The organism is Aquimarina agarivorans, from assembly GCF_000218485.1.
Lineage (GTDB): Bacteria > Bacteroidota > Bacteroidia > Flavobacteriales > Flavobacteriaceae > Aquimarina > Aquimarina agarivorans.
The window spans coordinates 56,406-74,000 of record NZ_AFPB01000156.1; the positions used below are offsets into that span (position 1 = coordinate 56,406).

Annotated in this window: 14 protein-coding genes and 1 other RNA gene; 9 read left to right on the forward strand and 6 right to left on the reverse strand. The window is 33.2% G+C overall.

The features are described 5' to 3' along the window. The first annotated feature begins 87 nt into the window (after positions 1 to 87). Both GMC_RS0111820 and GMC_RS0111825 read left to right on the forward strand, forming a co-directional pair. The gene (locus tag GMC_RS0111820; protein WP_010522327.1) at positions 88 to 3,096 is read left to right on the forward strand and encodes a tetratricopeptide repeat protein; all 3,009 of its coding nucleotides are present in this window, start codon (positions 88 to 90) and stop codon (positions 3,094 to 3,096) included. Positions 3,097 to 3,109: 13 nt separating this feature from the next. Then, complete coding sequence (locus GMC_RS0111825; RefSeq protein ID WP_010522328.1) at positions 3,110 to 4,828, forward strand: TonB-dependent receptor; 1,719 nt, start codon at positions 3,110 to 3,112, stop codon at positions 4,826 to 4,828. A gap of 31 nt (positions 4,829 to 4,859) precedes the next feature. Here GMC_RS0111825 and GMC_RS0111830 read toward each other — a convergent pair whose 3' ends face one another. Further along, complete coding sequence (locus GMC_RS0111830) at positions 4,860 to 6,476, reverse strand: ABC transporter substrate-binding protein (RefSeq protein ID WP_010522329.1); 1,617 nt, start codon at positions 6,474 to 6,476, stop codon at positions 4,860 to 4,862. A 97-nt stretch (positions 6,477 to 6,573) separates the two neighbouring features. On the opposite strand from GMC_RS0111830, the gene mtaB reads away from it, so the two are divergent. Next, entirely contained in the window at positions 6,574 to 7,938 is a 1,365-nt protein-coding gene (gene mtaB, locus GMC_RS0111835; RefSeq protein ID WP_010522330.1) for a tRNA (N(6)-L-threonylcarbamoyladenosine(37)-C(2))-methylthiotransferase MtaB, read from the forward strand. An 83-nt stretch (positions 7,939 to 8,021) separates the two neighbouring features. On the opposite strand, the gene GMC_RS0111840 is transcribed toward mtaB, so the two are convergent. After that, on the reverse strand, positions 8,022 to 8,324 hold the full coding sequence (locus tag GMC_RS0111840; RefSeq protein WP_010522331.1) for an N-acetyltransferase: 303 nt from the start codon (positions 8,322 to 8,324) through the stop codon (positions 8,022 to 8,024). Positions 8,325 to 8,718: 394 nt separating this feature from the next. Between GMC_RS0111840 and GMC_RS0111845 the strand changes: the two genes are divergently transcribed. The 3 genes from GMC_RS0111845 to GMC_RS0111855 are packed head-to-tail and all read left to right on the forward strand — an operon-like array spanning position 8,719 to position 10,794. Then, entirely contained in the window at positions 8,719 to 9,372 is a 654-nt protein-coding gene (locus GMC_RS0111845) for an alpha/beta hydrolase (protein WP_029489744.1), read from the forward strand. Between the two features lie 49 nt (positions 9,373 to 9,421). Then, positions 9,422 to 10,327, forward strand: a complete 906-nt coding sequence (locus tag GMC_RS0111850) for a lytic transglycosylase domain-containing protein (RefSeq protein WP_010522333.1) — start codon at positions 9,422 to 9,424, stop codon at positions 10,325 to 10,327. An 11-nt stretch (positions 10,328 to 10,338) separates the two neighbouring features. Next, positions 10,339 to 10,794 (forward strand): hypothetical protein, encoded by a 456-nt coding sequence (locus GMC_RS0111855; RefSeq protein ID WP_010522334.1) that lies wholly within the window; start codon positions 10,339 to 10,341, stop codon positions 10,792 to 10,794. Positions 10,795 to 10,798: 4 nt separating this feature from the next. On the opposite strand, the gene GMC_RS0111860 is transcribed toward GMC_RS0111855, so the two are convergent. The 3 genes from GMC_RS0111860 to GMC_RS0111870 form a co-directional block, all read right to left on the reverse strand. Continuing rightward, positions 10,799 to 11,569, reverse strand: coding sequence for a carboxypeptidase-like regulatory domain-containing protein (locus GMC_RS0111860; protein WP_010522335.1), 771 nt, complete (start codon positions 11,567 to 11,569; stop codon positions 10,799 to 10,801). A gap of 210 nt (positions 11,570 to 11,779) precedes the next feature. After that, the gene (locus tag GMC_RS0111865; RefSeq protein WP_010522336.1) at positions 11,780 to 13,570 is read right to left on the reverse strand and encodes a DEAD/DEAH box helicase; all 1,791 of its coding nucleotides are present in this window, start codon (positions 13,568 to 13,570) and stop codon (positions 11,780 to 11,782) included. Between the two features lie 206 nt (positions 13,571 to 13,776). Continuing rightward, positions 13,777 to 14,829 carry a glutaminyl-peptide cyclotransferase gene (locus tag GMC_RS0111870; RefSeq protein WP_010522337.1) on the reverse strand — a complete coding sequence of 351 codons (1,053 nt, stop codon included), beginning with the start codon at positions 14,827 to 14,829 and terminating at the stop codon, positions 13,777 to 13,779. A 605-nt stretch (positions 14,830 to 15,434) separates the two neighbouring features. Between GMC_RS0111870 and ffs the strand changes: the two genes are divergently transcribed. The 3 genes from ffs to fsa all read left to right on the forward strand — a co-directional run bounded on the left by ffs (position 15,435) and on the right by fsa (position 17,184). Further along, an RNA gene (ffs, locus tag GMC_RS20970) (signal recognition particle sRNA small type) lies at positions 15,435 to 15,533 on the forward strand. A gap of 119 nt (positions 15,534 to 15,652) precedes the next feature. Next, positions 15,653 to 16,468 (forward strand): SDR family oxidoreductase, encoded by an 816-nt coding sequence (locus GMC_RS0111875; RefSeq protein WP_010522338.1) that lies wholly within the window; start codon positions 15,653 to 15,655, stop codon positions 16,466 to 16,468. Positions 16,469 to 16,530: 62 nt separating this feature from the next. Continuing rightward, a complete protein-coding gene (fsa, locus tag GMC_RS0111880) occupies positions 16,531 to 17,184 on the forward strand; it encodes a fructose-6-phosphate aldolase (RefSeq protein WP_010522339.1) in 654 nt (217 codons plus the stop codon). Positions 17,185 to 17,249: 65 nt separating this feature from the next. Here fsa and GMC_RS23015 read toward each other — a convergent pair whose 3' ends face one another. Then, positions 17,250 to 17,573, reverse strand: coding sequence for an outer membrane beta-barrel protein (locus tag GMC_RS23015; RefSeq protein ID WP_157998165.1), 324 nt, complete (start codon positions 17,571 to 17,573; stop codon positions 17,250 to 17,252). Positions 17,574 to 17,595 lie beyond the last annotated feature (22 nt).

The following is a 17,595-nucleotide window of genomic DNA, read 5'->3' on the forward strand; positions in this document are numbered from 1 at the left end:
TATTTTAGCGTAAGAATAACTGTACATTATTTCCTTCATAATGGGAGTATATTAATATATTTGAAACAAGGTTTATTTTTTTATTTTATGAAGAAAAGTTTAATTATTACCTGGTTTTTTGTGTTGGTTTCTACATTAATTACGGCGCAACAAACTGAAATTTTTAGAACCACCAATAATAGCGTCTATCAAAAAGCTTTAGATTTATATAACAATAAGGAGTATGCTGCAGCACAAAGTTTTTTCAGAAAAGTACAGTCTACTACGGAAGATCAAAATATAAGGGCGAATGCCGCTTACTACATTGCTCAGTCTGCTGTTCGTATGCAACAAAAAGGAGCTGATGTTTTAATGACAAATTTTGTAACTGATTATCCAACGCATCCTAAAAGAAATAGTGCTTTTTTAGGTGTTGGTAATTATTATTTTAGTGTAGGTAAATATGCTCGTGCTCGTAAATGGTATCAGGATGTTGATAAAAATCGTTTAAACACCTCGGCTTTAGAAACGTTTTACTTCAATAAAGGGTATTCTTTATATCATTCAAAAAGATATGATGATGCACAAAAATCATTACAAAAAGTTACTAGTTCTGAAAAATACGGTGAGCAAGCCAAATATTATTTAGGATATATAGCCTATAATGCAAATAATTACGAACAGGCGGATACTTATTTTGATGAAGTTAGTGACTCCAAGGATTACAATAAAACACTTTCCTACTATAAAGCAGACCGAAATTTTAAGAAAGGAGATTTCCAGAAGGCTATTGATAGTGCCGAGCCTCGTTTAGCCACCGCAAAACCTAACGATAAATCGCAACTAAATAAAATTATTGGTGAGAGTTATTTTAATCTAAAATTATATCAAAAAGCGATACCATACCTGGAAGCTTACAAAGGAAACAAAGGGAAATGGAGCAATACTGATTATTATTTGTTAGGGTATTCATACTATAAAAATGGAGATTATAGCAAAGCAGTATCTCAATTTAATAAAATAATAGATGGTAAAAATGCGGTATCACAAAATGCTTACTACCATCTTGCGGATGCGTATTTAAAATCAGCACAAAAACAGCAAGCATTAAATGCATTTAAAAATGCTTCAGAAATGAATTTTGAAGCCATTATAAAAGAAGATGCTACCTACAATTATGCAAAACTGAGTTACGAAATCGGGAATTCATTTGAAAGTGTACCTTCGGTATTAAAATCATTTTTGTTAAAATATCCAGATTCTCCACAAAAACAGGAAATTGCCCGTCTACTTGTAGATTCTTACTTGTCAACAAAAAATTATAAGGAAGCACTTGGGGTATTAGATTCTGGAAAGGGAACTGATAATAAAGAAGTATTTCAAAAAGTGTTGTTTTATAGAGGGCTTGAGGTTTTTAAAGAAAAAGATTTTAAAGAAGCTATTTTACTTTTTGACCGAGCCATTACCATAAACGCCTTAACTGATTTTACGCAGCGCGCTTTGTTCTGGAAAGGCGAAAGTTATTATGAGCAGGAAGATTATGTTATTGCAATTTCAAATTATGAGGCAATTACCGATGTAAATACTACTAATTGGAGCGAATTAAAACTAAAAGAGTATCAGTTAGGGTACAGTAATTTTAAAATAAAAGCCTATGCTAAAGCCATCAAACATTTTAATCAGTTTTTAGCAAAAAATCCCGAAAAATTTTACATGCAGGATGCCACTTTACGATTGGCGGATAGTTATTTTGTAACCGCTAATTATTGGCCAGCAATGGAAACGTATAATAAGGCCATAGCACAAAAGCACAAACGTGCCGACTATGCTCACTTTCAAAAGGCGATCAGTTATGGTTTCGTAAATAAACAAAATCGAAAAATTGAAGACCTGAAAGCGTTTTTAGTCAATTTTCCGGACTCAAATTTTAGGGATGATGCTTATTACGCTTTAGCAAATGCTTATGTTGCCAAGGATGAAATCAATAAAGGATTAGCGAATTACGCTAAATTGAGGAATGAGCTACCAAATAGCGCATTGGTGTCAAAAGCCTTACTAAAAGAAGGGTTGATATTTTATAATGACAATAAATCACAAAAAGCATTAGGAAAATTCAAAACTTTAGTAGCGGAGCATCCCAATACCCCTGAAGCTTTACAAGCAGTAAAAACAGCCCGCTTGGTATACATTGATTTAGGGCAAACGGATGCTTATGCAAGTTGGGTAAAATCCTTAGATTTTGTTGATATTTCAAATGAGGAGTTGGATAATACTACTTATGAAGCTGCCGAAAAACCTTATCAAGAAAATAATACAGCTAAAGCAATTGTAGGTTTTGAAAAGTATTTAAATGAATTCCCTAAAGGCTTACACCAATTAAATAGTCATTTTTATTTGGCACAATTGTATTCCAAAAAAGGAAACAAAGAAAAAGCATTAACCCATTATTTGGCGGTTTCAGCACTTGAAAAAAATGAATATTCAGAAACAGCATTGTACAAAATTTCTCAAACTTATTTGGAAAACAAAGCTTACAGCAAGGCCATACCTTATTTAAAAAGACTGGAAAAAATTGCTGATTTTGATCAAAACACCATTTTTGCTCAATCTAATTTGATGAAATCATTTTATGAACAAAAACAATTTGATGAAACGTTGGCTTATGCAGAAAAAGTTTTAGCCAATACTAATATTGAAACATCTATAAAAGCAGATGCTAAAATTTACAAAGCCAGGGCGGCATTAGCATTAGGTAAATACGATGAGGCAAAGCAAGCTTACGCAGAAGTTGCAAAAATAGCTACGGGTAAGCTTGGCGCAGAAGCTATATACAATTTGGCTAATTTTAGCACGAATAATAAAGATTTTGAAATTTCCAACAACTATGTACAGCAATTAGCGAAAGACTATTCAGCATACAAGGAGTATGGAGCTAAAGGTTTAGTGCTAATGGCTAAAAACTTTAATGGTTTGGGGGATGCTTACCAAGCAACCTATTTATTAGAATCTATATCAAAGGAATTTACTGAATATCCGGAAGTGGTTGCTGAAGCCAAAAGTTTGTTGCAAACAATTAGGGCAGAGGAAGCTAAAACGAATTCATCAATTAAAGAATAAGAATCAATTTTTTATGAGTTTACTTTTTAAAAATAAAAGTACGTTACTTTTTGTTTTTTTTATGGGAATGTTAGGTTATTCGCAAACAAAAAAAAATGAAAGTGATACCTTAAGTACCGAAAAGGTAGTAATTGTTAAAACATTCAACCCAACCATAAATGATGCGTTTAAAATTCATCCCGAACCAAATTTTGATGCGCCTGAAAAGTCGCCAAAGGAACCTTTGAAATTTACCATTAATTCGGTGCCAGTAGCAAGTACATTTGAACCCGAAAAAACAAAATCAATAGCGGTTAAAAAAGAAGCGCCCGAAGCAACATTTAAAAACTATGCCTTGTTGGGTGCAGGAAATTTTGGGAACGTGTTGGCTGAGGTTTTTAGTAGTATTGATATTAATAGCGAAAGTCAATTTACAGCCTTGCTAGAACATCAATCCTCTCAGGGCGGCATCAAAGACGTGCGGCTTGATGATTTTTTTTATGATACCGGCTTACAACTAGCTTTTGGAAAACAACAAAAGCGCAGTCAGTGGAACATCGATTTAGAAGCACAGCATCAGTTATATAATTGGTACGGTTTGGCGGATAACTTAGCTATTACTGAAGATCAATTTAATGCAATTGATCCATCGCATAGTTTTATTGATGTTAATTTTGGAGGCAATTTACAATCAAACAATGCTATTTTTAACGCAGCCTCGTTCCGTTTTAGACATTTTCGAGATGATTTTGATAGTTCTGAAAATAATCTAATTTTAAATCCAAAATTTACAGTTCCGCTGGATGATTATCCAATTTCAATACCTGTAAATTTAGATTACCTAAGCGGTGAGTTTGCTGAAAATAATACTATTGAAAACTCAACGTATAGTTTTTTAGTATTAGGAATCCATCCGACAGTGGCGTTAAATTTTAGAGATATTGATTTTAAGGTTGGATTTTCAGGATACTTAAACAATAATTTTGAAGATAGTGAAGTGAAATTAGCACTGTATCCAAATGTTACAGCTAATTACACATTTGAAGCCTATAATTTAAATGCATTTGGAGGTGTAACCGGGGGGATTAAGCAAAATACGTATCATAGTGCAGCCGAAGGGAATCCATTTGTATCACCAGGGATTTTACTTACACCAACCAATCAATTATTTAATTTCTTTTTAGGAATTCAAGGACACTTGAGCGAAAGTTTTACTTATAAATTAAAAGGAGACGTAGAGTTTGTTGATGATTATGCGGCTTACATAAAAAACCCAACATCAAACCTAACAAATGAGCCCTTAGGTTATGAGTTTAATAATTCATTTGGATATTTTTATCAAGACTATAAAGTAGGTAGGGTTACTGCTGATATTGACTATGATGTGCAAGAAAATTTTAATATGCACTTACAAACTATGTTTGCTGTATTTAATGAAACACCTAGTGAGCCATTAAATACGCCTACGTTTACTACAGCTATTAAAGCAAATTATTTAATTAATGAGAAGTGGAAAGCAGGAGCCAACGTTTATTATATTGGAGCAAGGCAAGATATTAATCGACTCGGAGGATTTGATTTTGTAGATATTGATGGCTATTTTGATGTTAATTTACGTGCAGATTATAAAGTTACTAAGCGTTTGGCAGCATTTGTTATGGCAAATAATTTGACTGGACAAAACTATGAGCGCTGGTTGGATTATCCAGTACAAGGAATTCAGCTTCTAGTAGGGGCAAAGTATCAGTTTTAAAGCTGAGGTAAATTTTCATAATAACAACTAATTATTTCAAACATTTTTTTGCTGTTTTAAGGAATAGAAAATTTTGAGGATTTTTGGGAATTCCAGACACATTTTTTTGGGTGAATCTTACAAATTCATCGTAGTACAAAGGTATTATAGGAGCTTCGGCAATAATTATAGAGTCCATTTGTTGATACAACACCTTGCGGATTTCTAAATCAGGAATCATAAAACTTTTTTCATAAAGTTTATCAAAAGTTTTGTTTTTAAAATGAGTATAATTAGGACCATTAGGCGTAAAATTTTGGCTGTAGTAGGGGAGCATAAAATTTTCTGCATCTGGGTAATCAGCTATCCAGCTAGCTCTAAAAAGTTCCAATTTACCGGCATGTTTTTGTTTTCGTAGTGTTGGTGCGGGCATCACGTCTACCATCACTTCAATACCAATTTTTTGTAATTCCCGTTGTATGAATTCGCACAAACTCACATAATCCGAAACAGTGGCTATTCTGATACTTGGCTGTGTGTCTTTAGTTTCTTCTATGTATTTTTTTAGGTGTTTTTTTGCTAATTTTTGATTAAAATCGAAGCCTTTTTTACCACTGTAACCTTCAATTCCCATGGGTATAAACCCTCCGAGAGCAGGTGTTCCTATTCCGTTTCTCAGGTATGTAATCATAGCTTTGCGGTCAAAGCTATAATTAATCGCTTTACGTAAATTGATATTGTTTACAGGCATGTCACTTTCGCCTAAGTAAAAACCAATATATACTGAATTTAAGAAAGGGCTTTTTTCTAATATTATTTTGTTAGTATACCGAGGTTGCAGTTTTCCGGTTTGTGTCAATAAATCATCTTTAAAAGAGCTGTCAATATCATTCATTAAATCTAAATTACCTTGTATAAACTGTAAAAATTCGCTCTGCTTATCTGGTAAAAAGGTAATAGCAACTGCTTCTAAATACGGGAGTTGTTGCCCATTTTTGTCTTTTTCAAAATAAAGAGGATTGCGTCTAAACACTAGTTTTGTGTTTTCTTCCCAGGCTTTAAATTGAAAAGGTCCTGTGCCAATAGGATTTCTGCGGAATTCATTTCCGTAATGGGTTACAATTTCTTTCGGTATTACCGAACAATAACGCATGCTTAACAAACCCAAATAGGCAGGAAACGCTTGCGTTAACTTTATTTGGAAAACAGTATCATTGATTGCTTGGTAGCTTTCAACTTTATCCAATACCCAATTGCCAGGAGAGGCTACTTTGGGATCTTTTAATCGGTCAAAACTAAATGTAAAATCATCGGCAACAACTGTACGGGTACTATCTTGGGTGTTAAATTGCACGTGTTTATGAAAATAGACATCGTTACGTAAGGTAAAAGTATACGTTTTTAGGTCTTCCGAAATTTCCCAATGCTTAGCGATGTCAGGAATAATTTTTAAGTCATCATCCAATTGCACTAAACTGTTGTAAAGTTGATTTGTTCCCCAGATATTTTCTTTATTTCTAGCGAAAGCGGGATCCAACGTGGTAATATTTGCGCTTTCATTATACCTGAAAACTAAGTGATCACGATTGCCAGTAGTTGTATTTGCGCAACTAATGCATAAAAGTGTTATTAGTAATATAGGAAGTGAGCGGAACAGCGTAGTTTTCAATTTTTTAAAAGGATTATTGTTGGTATCTTTGCAATCCCGAAAAAAGACAATCGGGAAGCTAGTAAATAGTAAAGATAACAGATAGGAATAAATATTTATGGCTCAGCCTAAAAAAGTAGCATTTTATACCTTAGGATGTAAGTTGAATTTTTCAGAAACGTCAACTATTGCGCGTAATATTTCAAACGAAGGATTTGAACGCGTGGATTTTTCGGATGCAGCTGATTTGTATGTGATCAATACATGCTCGGTAACTGAAAATGCGGATAAGCGTTTTAAAACAATTGTAAAACAGGCATTAAAAGCTAATGAAAATGCTTTTGTGGCTGCGGTTGGGTGCTATGCTCAATTAAAACCAGAAGAATTGGCAGCAGTTGATGGAGTGGATTTGGTGCTTGGTGCTACGGAAAAATTCAATATTGTAAATTATATTGATGATTTGACAAAAAATGATGAGGGAACAGTACATTCATGTGAAATTGAAGCGGCTGATTTTTATGTAGGTTCCTATTCCATTGGCGATCGGACGCGAGCGTTTTTAAAGGTGCAAGATGGATGTGACTATAAATGTACCTATTGTACTATTCCGTTAGCACGTGGAATTTCGCGCAGTGATACGTTAAAAAATGTATTGAAAAATGCTGCTGAAATTAGCGCCAAAGGCATTAAAGAGATTGTATTAACGGGAGTGAATATTGGAGATTATGGTAAAGGAGAATTTGGTAATAAAAAGCATGAACATACTTTTTTTGAATTAGTGAAAGCGTTGGATGCGGTTAATGGTATTGAACGTTTGCGCATATCATCCATTGAGCCAAATTTATTAAAAAACGAAACTATTGATTTTGTGGCAAGTTCAAATTGTTTTGTGCCGCATTTTCACATTCCATTACAATCAGGTTCGGATGAACTACTTAAGTTAATGAAGCGTCGCTATTTAAGTAATGTGTATGTTGATCGTGTTACTCAAATTAAAGCTGTAATGCCACACGCCTGCATTGGGGTGGATGTAATTGTGGGTTTCCCAGGAGAAACAGATGAGTTGTTTTTAGAAACATATAATTTTTTAAATGAATTGCCTATATCTTACTTGCATGTGTTTACATATTCCGAGCGCGAAAACACGGAGGCTGCAGTTATGAAAGGGGTAGTGCCTGCAAAAGTAAGAGCAAAGCGCAGTAAAATGTTACGCGGTTTATCAGTAAAAAAACGACGTGCTTTTTACGAATCGCAACTTGGTAGTCAGCGGAGTGTGTTATTTGAAGCCGAAAATAAAGAAGGATATATTATAGGGTTTACTGAAAATTATATTAAAGTGAAAGCGCCATGGAATCCAGCATTGGTGAATACTATAGAACAGGTAAAACTACTCAATATTGATACAGATGGTTTGGTAGCTGTAGTATTTATTAAACCTATTCAAAAAGAAACTGCTTCCATTAAAAAAGCTTTGGGCTTTTAGGAAGCAATTCAGTCTTTTTATTAAAGGCAAAAAAGGAATAAAACAAAGACATTCTAGCTATGTGTATTTGTAAACTTAAAATACTACAGACTCATTCCCACAGGGAGTAATGCTTTGTATTTTCTTCGGTTTTTTTTGAAGTAACTAGCAATTTTTGGACAAGTAGGTACCATCCTAGTGTTGCGTTGATCAATGATTTCAAATACAGTTTTTATAAATAGTTCGTCATAGCCTTTATCGATTAGTGATTCATCCATGATTAGTTTAGTTAAAAAAACGCTTCGTGGTTGCGTGGCATACTCAATAACGGCTTTCTGATTTTCAATAGTAGTTTCAAACTGTCTTAAAAATTCATTATCATTTACTTCAAGTACTATTGTATCCATTTAAAAATATTATTTAAGGTTATTTGTGGCTATGCTTAGGCTCATAGCAAAAAGTAGGAGGAATTCGTGATAATGTTGTGTGAAGTTGGGTGTCTTCAATATACTACTAAAAGTACTGTACTATTTTAATAATTAGTTATTTAACGTTGTTTTGGTAGTTTTAGTGTGCGTATTCAAATATTTAACAATTTTGTTAGTGTTTTTTTTGTACAAAGGAGGCTAAACATGAAAAGCATTAACATCATTTTTATAGCTGGATGTAACGTATTATATGAAATATAAATTTTTAAGCAGGACTTAATTTAATCACAAAAATTACTTTTTTATAAAGATTTGTAAAAGATTGATTGTTGTTATTGAAATCTTTTATTTTGCGGTGTTAGTAAAAGCTACAATGACAAAAGACCCTATTCATATTTATTTTGTACCAGGAATGTCTGCCAACGAAACTATTTTTGAAGGAATTAAACTTCCTGCAAATTATGTGGTACATGTCATTTCGTGGAAAATACCCAAAAAAAATGAAACCTTACCACAATATGCCAAGCGTATGGCTAAGGAAGTTACCGAGCCTAATGCTGTATTGCTGGGGGTCTCTTTTGGAGGAATAGTGGTGCAAGAAATGAGTCGTTTTTTAACCTTAAGGAAACTTCTTGTAGTATCAAGTGTAAAAACCAAACACGAATTACCAAAATGTTTCAAAATGTTACAAAAAAGTAAATTATATAAAATATTACCTACTTCTTTGCTTGATTTTGATTGGCAAAAGCTATTTATGACTAAGGGATCTAAAAAAATAGCAACTATTTACAGGAAGTATCTTACAATAACAGATAAACATTACATGGATTGGTCTATAGAACAAGTATTGTGTTGGGATCAAGAGGTGCCTATAAAAGGTAGTATCCATATTCATGGTGAAAAAGATATTGTATTTCCAATAAAAAATGTAAAAGATTGTATTACAATCCCCGAAGGATCGCACGTAATGATCATGAGCAGGGTGCGTTGGTTTAATGAAAATTTACCGAAATTAATAGAGGCCTAGTTTTCTAAGGAATTTACTTCTTCGTATCTTGTATTTAAATAGTTACTGAATGAATTTAATACAAAGAGTTTTGTCTCTTACGGGTGTAGTTGCTATAAGTGGTATACTTGTTTTTGCTTCACAATACCCTAAAAACGATACTGATAAGAACCGAAATTTGAACGATTACAACGTATATGCTTTGGATATGCCTCGTAACTTAAATTTTGCAAATGAACCTGTTCCGCTCGAACAACCCGATGTTTTTGAGCGAATGGATAGAGAATTATTGGTAAATACTTATTGGCAATCAAATGGATTGCTTTTAATTAAGCGCTCTAAAAAATACTTTCCTATTATTGAACCTATTTTGAAGCATTACGGAGTTCCTAATGATTTTAAGTATTTAGCAGTTATTGAAAGTGGTTTGACCCAGGCGGTTTCTCCTGCAGGGGCAAAAGGATTCTGGCAAATTTTAGCGGGTACGGGTCGCGAACTTGGATTAGAAGTAAATAAAAATGTGGACGAACGCTACCATATTGAAAAAGCTACGGAAGCTGCTTGCAAGTATTTGCTAAAATCAAAAGAAAGATTGGGTTCATGGACACTGGCAGCAGCTGGTTATAATGGAGGTAACAATGGCATTCAACGGCGTATGAAAGAGCAAAAAGTTACTGATTATTATGATTTGCTTTTAGGGCAGGAAACAGGTAGGTACGTATTTCGAATTATTGCTTTAAAAGAAATTTTATGTAATACGGACAAATACGGATTCAATTTTTCAGATAAACACTTATACAAATTACCTGAAACTTATGAAGTTTCCGTGGATACTCCAGTAACTAATTTTGCTGATTTTGCAATAAAGTTTAACATGACTTATAAAGAGCTTAAGCAGGAAAACCCATGGCTACGAGAGCGTCATTTGAACAACAAATCGCGGAAAGAATATACTATAAAACTGTTAAAGCGATAAATTGAAGCAAAATGGTGATTGAAAGATCTGAAAGAATAAAAACGTATATTAATGAGTATTATTTTGGCAATGGGATACTCATTTCAGTTTTAAGGTTTGCAGTCGGACCACTTTTATTACTTATGGCAATTAATATGTATGTTGATGGGTACAGAGATTTTAGTCAATTATATTTTATGATCTTTTTTGCCATTTACTATATATGTAAACCTTGGATTTTCATGCTAACCAAAAGGGAGTATTTTAAAACAATTGAAATGTCTGTTGAAACCACTGATAATGACATTACACTTATAACTAGCGGCAATCGATCTACAACTAATTTTGAAAAATTTAAGGAAATTAAAGAACGCGAAAATTATTTTTCTTTGGCTATCCAAAAAGGCTTAAAAGTGTACCTTCCCAAACAAAAAATTTCAACAAAAGATCTTGAGGTATTACGAAGATATTCAATTAAGCAATTTTAACTATTTACTTGTCTCTATTTAATACTTTATATTCCTCATAGCACTCGCTAATAGCATCTAAAATTTGTAAATCATTAGCAGTTTTAATGAATTGTTTGGAGTATTTACATTGCAGCAAAATCTCATCAATATCTACTTTGTCTACTTGAAGTAACGTGGTTAAGGTTTCTCTATCAAATTTATTTTGGAGTAAATTTCTAATTTCGTCGTCCTTTTTTACCTTACGTAAATTACGGAGTTGTTTTCCCTTACGGGAGAAGATATTATACAAAGAATTTACGGGATTTAGTATAGAATTTACTATTCTGGCAGTAGCACTTCTTTTGGAGCCTCCCTCATAACCTGAACTGATACCAGGAATTTGATAGCGATTTGCATTGTTGTAAATGGGAATATTTTTAAAATCCACTTCAACAAATCCTGTCAAATTATGAGCAGATACCACAACTTCCTGTAATGCCAATCCAACCTCAGTCAATTTAACTTTTACGTTACCGTATTTGATCCAATCATTTGTTACTCGCGCTTTTAGTGGTTGAAATCCGATATAAGAAAAATATAGGGTATCATTTACAGTGGCATCAATAGTAAATTCACCATTTTTATCAGTAATTGTTCCTTTAATACTGTTTAAATTGATAATGTGTACGTTTTCAAGAATTTTGTCATCAGCTGCATTTAACACACGTCCTTTTATGGAAACTGGTTTTTCTTGTCCATAAAGCAGACTAGAACCGGAAATTAGTGTAAAAAGAAAAATTAAAAGGTATTTCATAAAACAAATAAGTCGATCAAATGTAAAAAACTATCTGTAATTAGTGTAAAAAAAAGCATGGTTATTATTCGCTGATGGGCTTAATGATTATTTTTCCTACAATAAACGTTGTTGCATGCCATTTGTTACAACTTTATAAACCAAAAACGGTACCAAATTTATAAGGGTACCGTTTTTTAAATTTATGGTTAGTAGTAACACTACTAATAATTAATACCTATCTCTACGCTTTCTGCGATCTCTACCGCCACTATTTTCGTTTCGATCTTTACGGTCTCCGTCTCGGTTTCCTTTGTAATTATCTTTGCGTTCGCCACCATTTCTGCGATCCCCACGGAAACCTCCACGTCCTCCGCCGTTCTTGCGACCACCACCACGTCGATCACCGCGACCTCTGCCGCCTCCACGATTTTCAGAAATTTCAATATTTACTTTTCTTCCATCGACTACAATATTTTCAAAAGCAGCTAAAACAGCCTCTTTTTGATCGTTATCAGTGTTAAAGAAAGAGAATTTTTCTTTTACATCAACACGGCTTACTGAGTCTCTCCCTAAATTTAATGTTTCTTTCAAGAAATCTTTAAGGTTCATCCAATTGTAACCGTCCTTTTCCCCAATATTAATGAAGAAACGCGTGCTTTTGCCATCGCCATAATCACCACCTTTACTACTAGGATCAACAGCTTGAATGTCTCTTGATTTTTTATAATAATTGTGAAAACGCGTAAACTCTACAGTAACCAATTTTTTAATTAATTCTTCTTTAGAAAGGTGTTCTAAATGTGAATTAATTTCAGGTAAGTACTCATCAACTTCGTCATTCACCTCAGTGGTTTCAATCTTCTCCGCAAGGTTGAATAATTGAATTTTACAAATTTCTTTACCAGTAGGAACAGTTTTTGCTTCAAAAGTAGTTTGTAAGGTACGTTCTAAACTTTTTATTTTACGCACATCACTTTTGGTAGTAATTACTATTGAAACTCCATCTTTACCAGCCCTACCAGTACGACCACTACGGTGATTGTAAGTTTCATTTTCATCAGGTAATTGATAATTAATTACGTGAGTAATATCGTTTACATCAATACCACGGGCAGCCACATCGGTAGCTACTAACATTTGTATTTGTCGGTTACGGAAACTTTTCATAACCAAGTCACGTTGGTTTTGACTTAAATCCCCGTGCAATGCAGCGGCGCTATAACCATCTTCAATTAATTTTTCGGCAATAGATTGGGTATCTCTTTTTGTTCTACAAAATATAACGGCAAAAATTGAAGGATTGGCATCAGCCAAACGTTTTAACGTAGGATAACGATCACGAGCGCTAACTACGTAATATTCATGTTTTACATTTTTATTTGATGAATTTTTAGAGCCTACAGTAATTTCAACAGGATTACTCATAAATTTTTTGGCTATAGTAGCAACTTCTCTAGGCATAGTTGCAGAAAATAACCAAGTTGATTTTTCGTCCGGTGTGTGCGAAAGGATTTTAGTAATGTCCTCATAAAACCCCATGTTTAGCATTTCATCCGCTTCATCCAATACACAGTATCCAATTTGCGATATATCCACTAAACCACGATTAATCATATCTTGCATACGACCAGGCGTAGCCACAATAATTTGCGCTCCACGCTTGATGTCGCGTGCCTGATCGTGAATACTAGCCCCACCATAAACGGCAACGGAATTTAATTTAGGAATAAACTTACTGTAGTTTTTAATTTCCTGCGCAATTTGCAAACACAGTTCACGTGTTGGCGACAGAATTAAACCTTGAGTTTTTTTACTACTAGGGTCAATTTTTTCAATTAGAGGAAAACCAAAAGCAGCGGTTTTTCCGGTTCCCGTTTGTGCTAAAGCCACAATATCGGTATCCTGCTCTAAAAGAATTGGGATTGCTTTTGCTTGAACTTCACTGGGTTCTACGAAGCCCATGGCATCTATAGCCTGTAGCAATGCTTCTCCTAACCCTAATGTTTTAAATGTACTCATATATTATTTTAAATAAGCTGCAAAAGTACGATTTATATTTGGCTTAATGTAGGAAAGCTTTTTTTAAGTTTAAATTACTGAAAAACAGTATTTTAAAATTTTAATTTATACTGATTTGTAGGTTTTTATACAAGTGTATCGTTTTCGTTACTTAGTTCCAACTTATATTTTAAGTTGAAACTAAGTTAGAAAAAAAAGTAACGGTATTAGTCCACAACCTCAATTTCAAACAAACTTTTCCAATATTTTCCAGTTACGTATAATTGATTGGTTTCGGGTTTGTATGCAATTCCGTTAAGTACATAATCAGCATCGTTGGGGTTAACTCCTACTTTTTTTACTAATCCTTTTAAATTAATTAAACCTTCAATGGCTCCATTTTTTGGATTAATAATAGCAATACTCGGTTTTTGATAGGTGTTAGCATAAATTTTTCCATTTACCCATTCCAATTCATTAAAACGCGATTTAATAGCAGTATTTGTTGCCACTTCAATATATCCTTCTTCAGCAAGCGTTTCAGGATTTAGTTTCCATATTTTAGTAGTACCATCACTTTTATAAATGTATGTATCGCTGTGGCATAATCCCCAACCTTGTTTACTTTTATTGTAAGCAAAAGTGCCTATCTCTTTAAACGTATCAATATCATAGGTGAAACCTAAATCTTCCTGCCAGGTAAGTTGATGAATTTTGTTGCCTATAATTGTCAAACCCTCGGCGAAATAATTGTCTTTTAAAGCGTGTTCTTTTAAGGTTTTACCTGTAATTAAGTCCTTTTGTAACAATTTTGATTTTTTATAATGACCAGCACTTTCGTATAAGTTGTCACCTTTAAATTCCAAGCCCTGTACATAGTGCTCCGTGTTATGTGGATAAGTGTTAATGAGCTTGTAATTGTAAATTTTAGGAGCCTTGTCGTTTAAAACAATCACTTTTTGTGTATGTTGTTCTTCACTTCCGTTAGAAAAAATACGGGCATCCACAACGTGATTACCAAGTAAATGTGTATTTAATTTGATTTCCAAAGGCGCGTTTCCTTTAACGGCAATAGTTTGATTTTGGAATTGGTATTTTATAGAATCTATGGTGGCTTCAGCTTTACTTTTCGGAACTACTTTAAGGGTCTGGCCAAGTTTAAAGGTACCTTTTTGTGTAGCATCAAGCGAAAATTTATGAGTATTGGCTTTTTTGTCGCTTCCGCAAGAAGTAATACAAATCGCTACCAGACTTATTTTAAATATATTGAGTAAATTCATGAATTTCTATTTTCTACCAAACGAATATATTTATTTTAATTTACATTACAGGATAAATACTGTTTCCATCAAAAGAATACTTGTTAATACTCTTACTAATGCTGTATTTATCGTAAAATTATTTATTTAAAAGGAGGGTTGTTTTGCTTGAAAACTAAAACTTCGCCTAAGCTAAGGTTAAACTTATATTTTCTTTCCCGTTCAAATAAAAAATTTCTAAATTCTACCTGAGTAATTTAAAGTTGAAACTAGTGTCATTTTAATTACGGTAAATTCTGGTTGTCAACGGCACCTATCTTTTCTGGCTTGACCATTAAAATACTAATCATTTTTGTTTAGTTCAAAAATCAGCTTGCTTCAAAATTCTAATTGTGGTTTTTTATGTAATTGTAGCCTATAATTGAAGCTAAAAATTTTAGAGTTTTTAGTTTATAAAATGTTTTTGCCAACACTACGAAAACATAATCTGGTTTAAATTAACCTCAAATTATACTCATTGCAGCTTATTTTTTTAGTTATTCACTGTTTAATAGCGGGTTAATTTATTCTAAAAATCTTTTTATAATAATAGTTTTAAAATATAAAAAGCGTTGTATATTTGCACCCGGCAAGTCCTACACAACTAGCTCCTGTTGAATCCCCCAGGGTGGGAACGCAGCAAGGGTAGACGGTCGTAGCAGTGTGATGTAGGTAGCTTGCCTTTTTTTGTGCCTTATTTTTAGATTTTCTATACAATTAATCGCACTTTTTTAAAATACACTTTGCTATTTGTCGGTTGCAGAATTCAATTTATCTTTCAGATAAATTTTTCATTTATAACTTTATGTCAGTCACTAAAAAAGTAATTTTAATTACAGGCGGATCTTCGGGTATTGGTAAAGCCGTAGGAATTTATTTAAGTCAAAAAGGATATATAGTTTACGGAACCACACGTAATGTGGCTAATTATTCAAATTTTATTCACTTTCCTTTACTAACTTTAGATGTAACCAAAACGGATACTATTAAAAAAGCAGTAAATGATTTAATTGCAAAGGAAGGCCGTATTGATGTATTGGTTAATAATGCAGGTGTAGGTATAACGGGACCAGTGGAGGAAATCCCCGATAATGAAATTTGCAACCATTTTGAAACGAATTATTTTGGAGCAATAAAAGTTATGAAGGGGGTATTGCCACAAATGCGAAAACAAAAAACAGGGTTAATAATAAATGTAACATCAATTGCGGGGTACATGGGATTGCCTTTTAGGGGTGTTTACAGTGCGTCAAAAGCTGCTTTGGAGGTAACCACGGAAGCCATTCGAATGGAAGTTATGTCTTTTGGAATTAAGGTAGCGAATTTAGCGCCAGGTGATTTTGCTACCAATATTGCTGGAGGGAGATATCATGCACCAGTAATTGAAGGCTCGGACTATCAAAAAAATTACCAAATGTCCCTGGATTTGATGGATGCCCATGTGGATGATGGCGGTGACCCTAAAGAAGTTGGAATTATAATTGAAAAAATTATACAAACCCCCAATCCTCGAATTCATTATAAAGTAGGTGCTTTTATGCAAAAGTTTTCGGTTTTTTTAAAGCGAATTTTACCAGATAAAACCTATGAAAAATTACTACTAAACCATTATAAGTTGTAATTTTGTTAAACTTCGCGAAAGCGAAACAATTACTTTATTAATAACATTCAAAATAGATAATAATGAAATTTTTTATTGATACAGCAAATCTTGATCAAATTAAAGAAGCTCAAGATTTAGGAGTTTTAGATGGTGTAACAACAAACCCATCATTAATGGCTAAAGAAGGCATTACTGGAGAGGCTAATATTTTGAATCACTATAAAAAAATCTGTGAGATTGTTGATGGAGATGTTTCTGCTGAAGTAATTGCTACAGATTACGAAGGTATGGTTAAACAAGGAGAAGAGCTTGCTGCTTTGAATCCTCAAATTGTAGTTAAATTGCCATTAATTGAAGATGGAATTAAAGCTTGTAAATATTTTTCAGACAAAGGAATTAAGACTAATGTAACATTAGTATTTTCTGTTGGTCAAGCTATTTTAGCAGCTAAAGCTGGTGCCACTTACGTATCTCCATTTTTAGGTCGTTTAGATGATATTTCAACTGATGGGATGAATTTAATTGATGAAATCAGATTAGTGTATGATAATTACGGTTTTGGAACTGAAATTTTGGCGGCTTCGGTACGTAATACAATGCATATTGTAAACTGTGCTAAGTTAGGATCTGATGTAATGACAGGTCCATTAAGTGCTATTAAAGGTTTATTAAAGCACCCATTAACAGATATCGGTTTAGCTAAATTTTTAGAAGATTACGCTAAAGGAAACTAATAGCTATAGATAGAATTTATATACAAAAGACCGTCCAGTTTTAGGATGGTCTTTTTGCTTTAATATCAAAAGTAATAAGCTACACCTAAGTTAATATCAGAAGTGTCAATTGAAAATGAGAATCGATCATTTTTAGTCTCAAAAGCATTTATATCATCGTAAGTTTTAGCATATCTTAAATTACTAATGGAGGCTTCTAAAGCTAATTTTTCAGAAATAAAATATGAAAGTCCTGGTTGGAGTTGTATTATAAAACGATTATTTGTATTTGATGTACCATTTATATGTATTGTGTTGTAATTGCCACTTAATTTTAACGAAGTGACTAACTTACGTGTTATTCCTTTATAGACTTTTGCATAAACTCCAAGTCCGTATAAGTTTCTTATTGAATGAAAATTTTCTTATTAA

Excerpts from the sequence above, each read along its gene's own strand:
- GMC_RS0111820 (WP_010522327.1), top strand. The coding sequence starts at position 88 with ATGAAGAAAAGTTTAATTATTACCTGGTTTTTTGTGTTGGTTTCTACA.
- GMC_RS0111825 (WP_010522328.1), top strand. The coding sequence starts at position 3,110 with ATGAGTTTACTTTTTAAAAATAAAAGTACGTTACTTTTTGTTTTTTTT.
- mtaB (WP_010522330.1), top strand. The coding sequence starts at position 6,574 with ATGGCTCAGCCTAAAAAAGTAGCATTTTATACCTTAGGATGTAAGTTG.
- GMC_RS0111840 (WP_010522331.1), bottom strand. The coding sequence starts at position 8,324 with ATGGATACAATAGTACTTGAAGTAAATGATAATGAATTTTTAAGACAG.
- GMC_RS0111845 (WP_029489744.1), top strand. The coding sequence starts at position 8,719 with ATGACAAAAGACCCTATTCATATTTATTTTGTACCAGGAATGTCTGCC.
- GMC_RS0111850 (WP_010522333.1), top strand. The coding sequence starts at position 9,422 with ATGAATTTAATACAAAGAGTTTTGTCTCTTACGGGTGTAGTTGCTATA.
- GMC_RS0111855 (WP_010522334.1), top strand. The coding sequence starts at position 10,339 with ATGGTGATTGAAAGATCTGAAAGAATAAAAACGTATATTAATGAGTAT.
- GMC_RS0111860 (WP_010522335.1), bottom strand. The coding sequence starts at position 11,569 with ATGAAATACCTTTTAATTTTTCTTTTTACACTAATTTCCGGTTCTAGT.
- GMC_RS0111865 (WP_010522336.1), bottom strand. The coding sequence starts at position 13,570 with ATGAGTACATTTAAAACATTAGGGTTAGGAGAAGCATTGCTACAGGCT.
- GMC_RS0111870 (WP_010522337.1), bottom strand. The coding sequence starts at position 14,829 with ATGAATTTACTCAATATATTTAAAATAAGTCTGGTAGCGATTTGTATT.
- GMC_RS0111875 (WP_010522338.1), top strand. The coding sequence starts at position 15,653 with ATGTCAGTCACTAAAAAAGTAATTTTAATTACAGGCGGATCTTCGGGT.
- fsa (WP_010522339.1), top strand. The coding sequence starts at position 16,531 with ATGAAATTTTTTATTGATACAGCAAATCTTGATCAAATTAAAGAAGCT.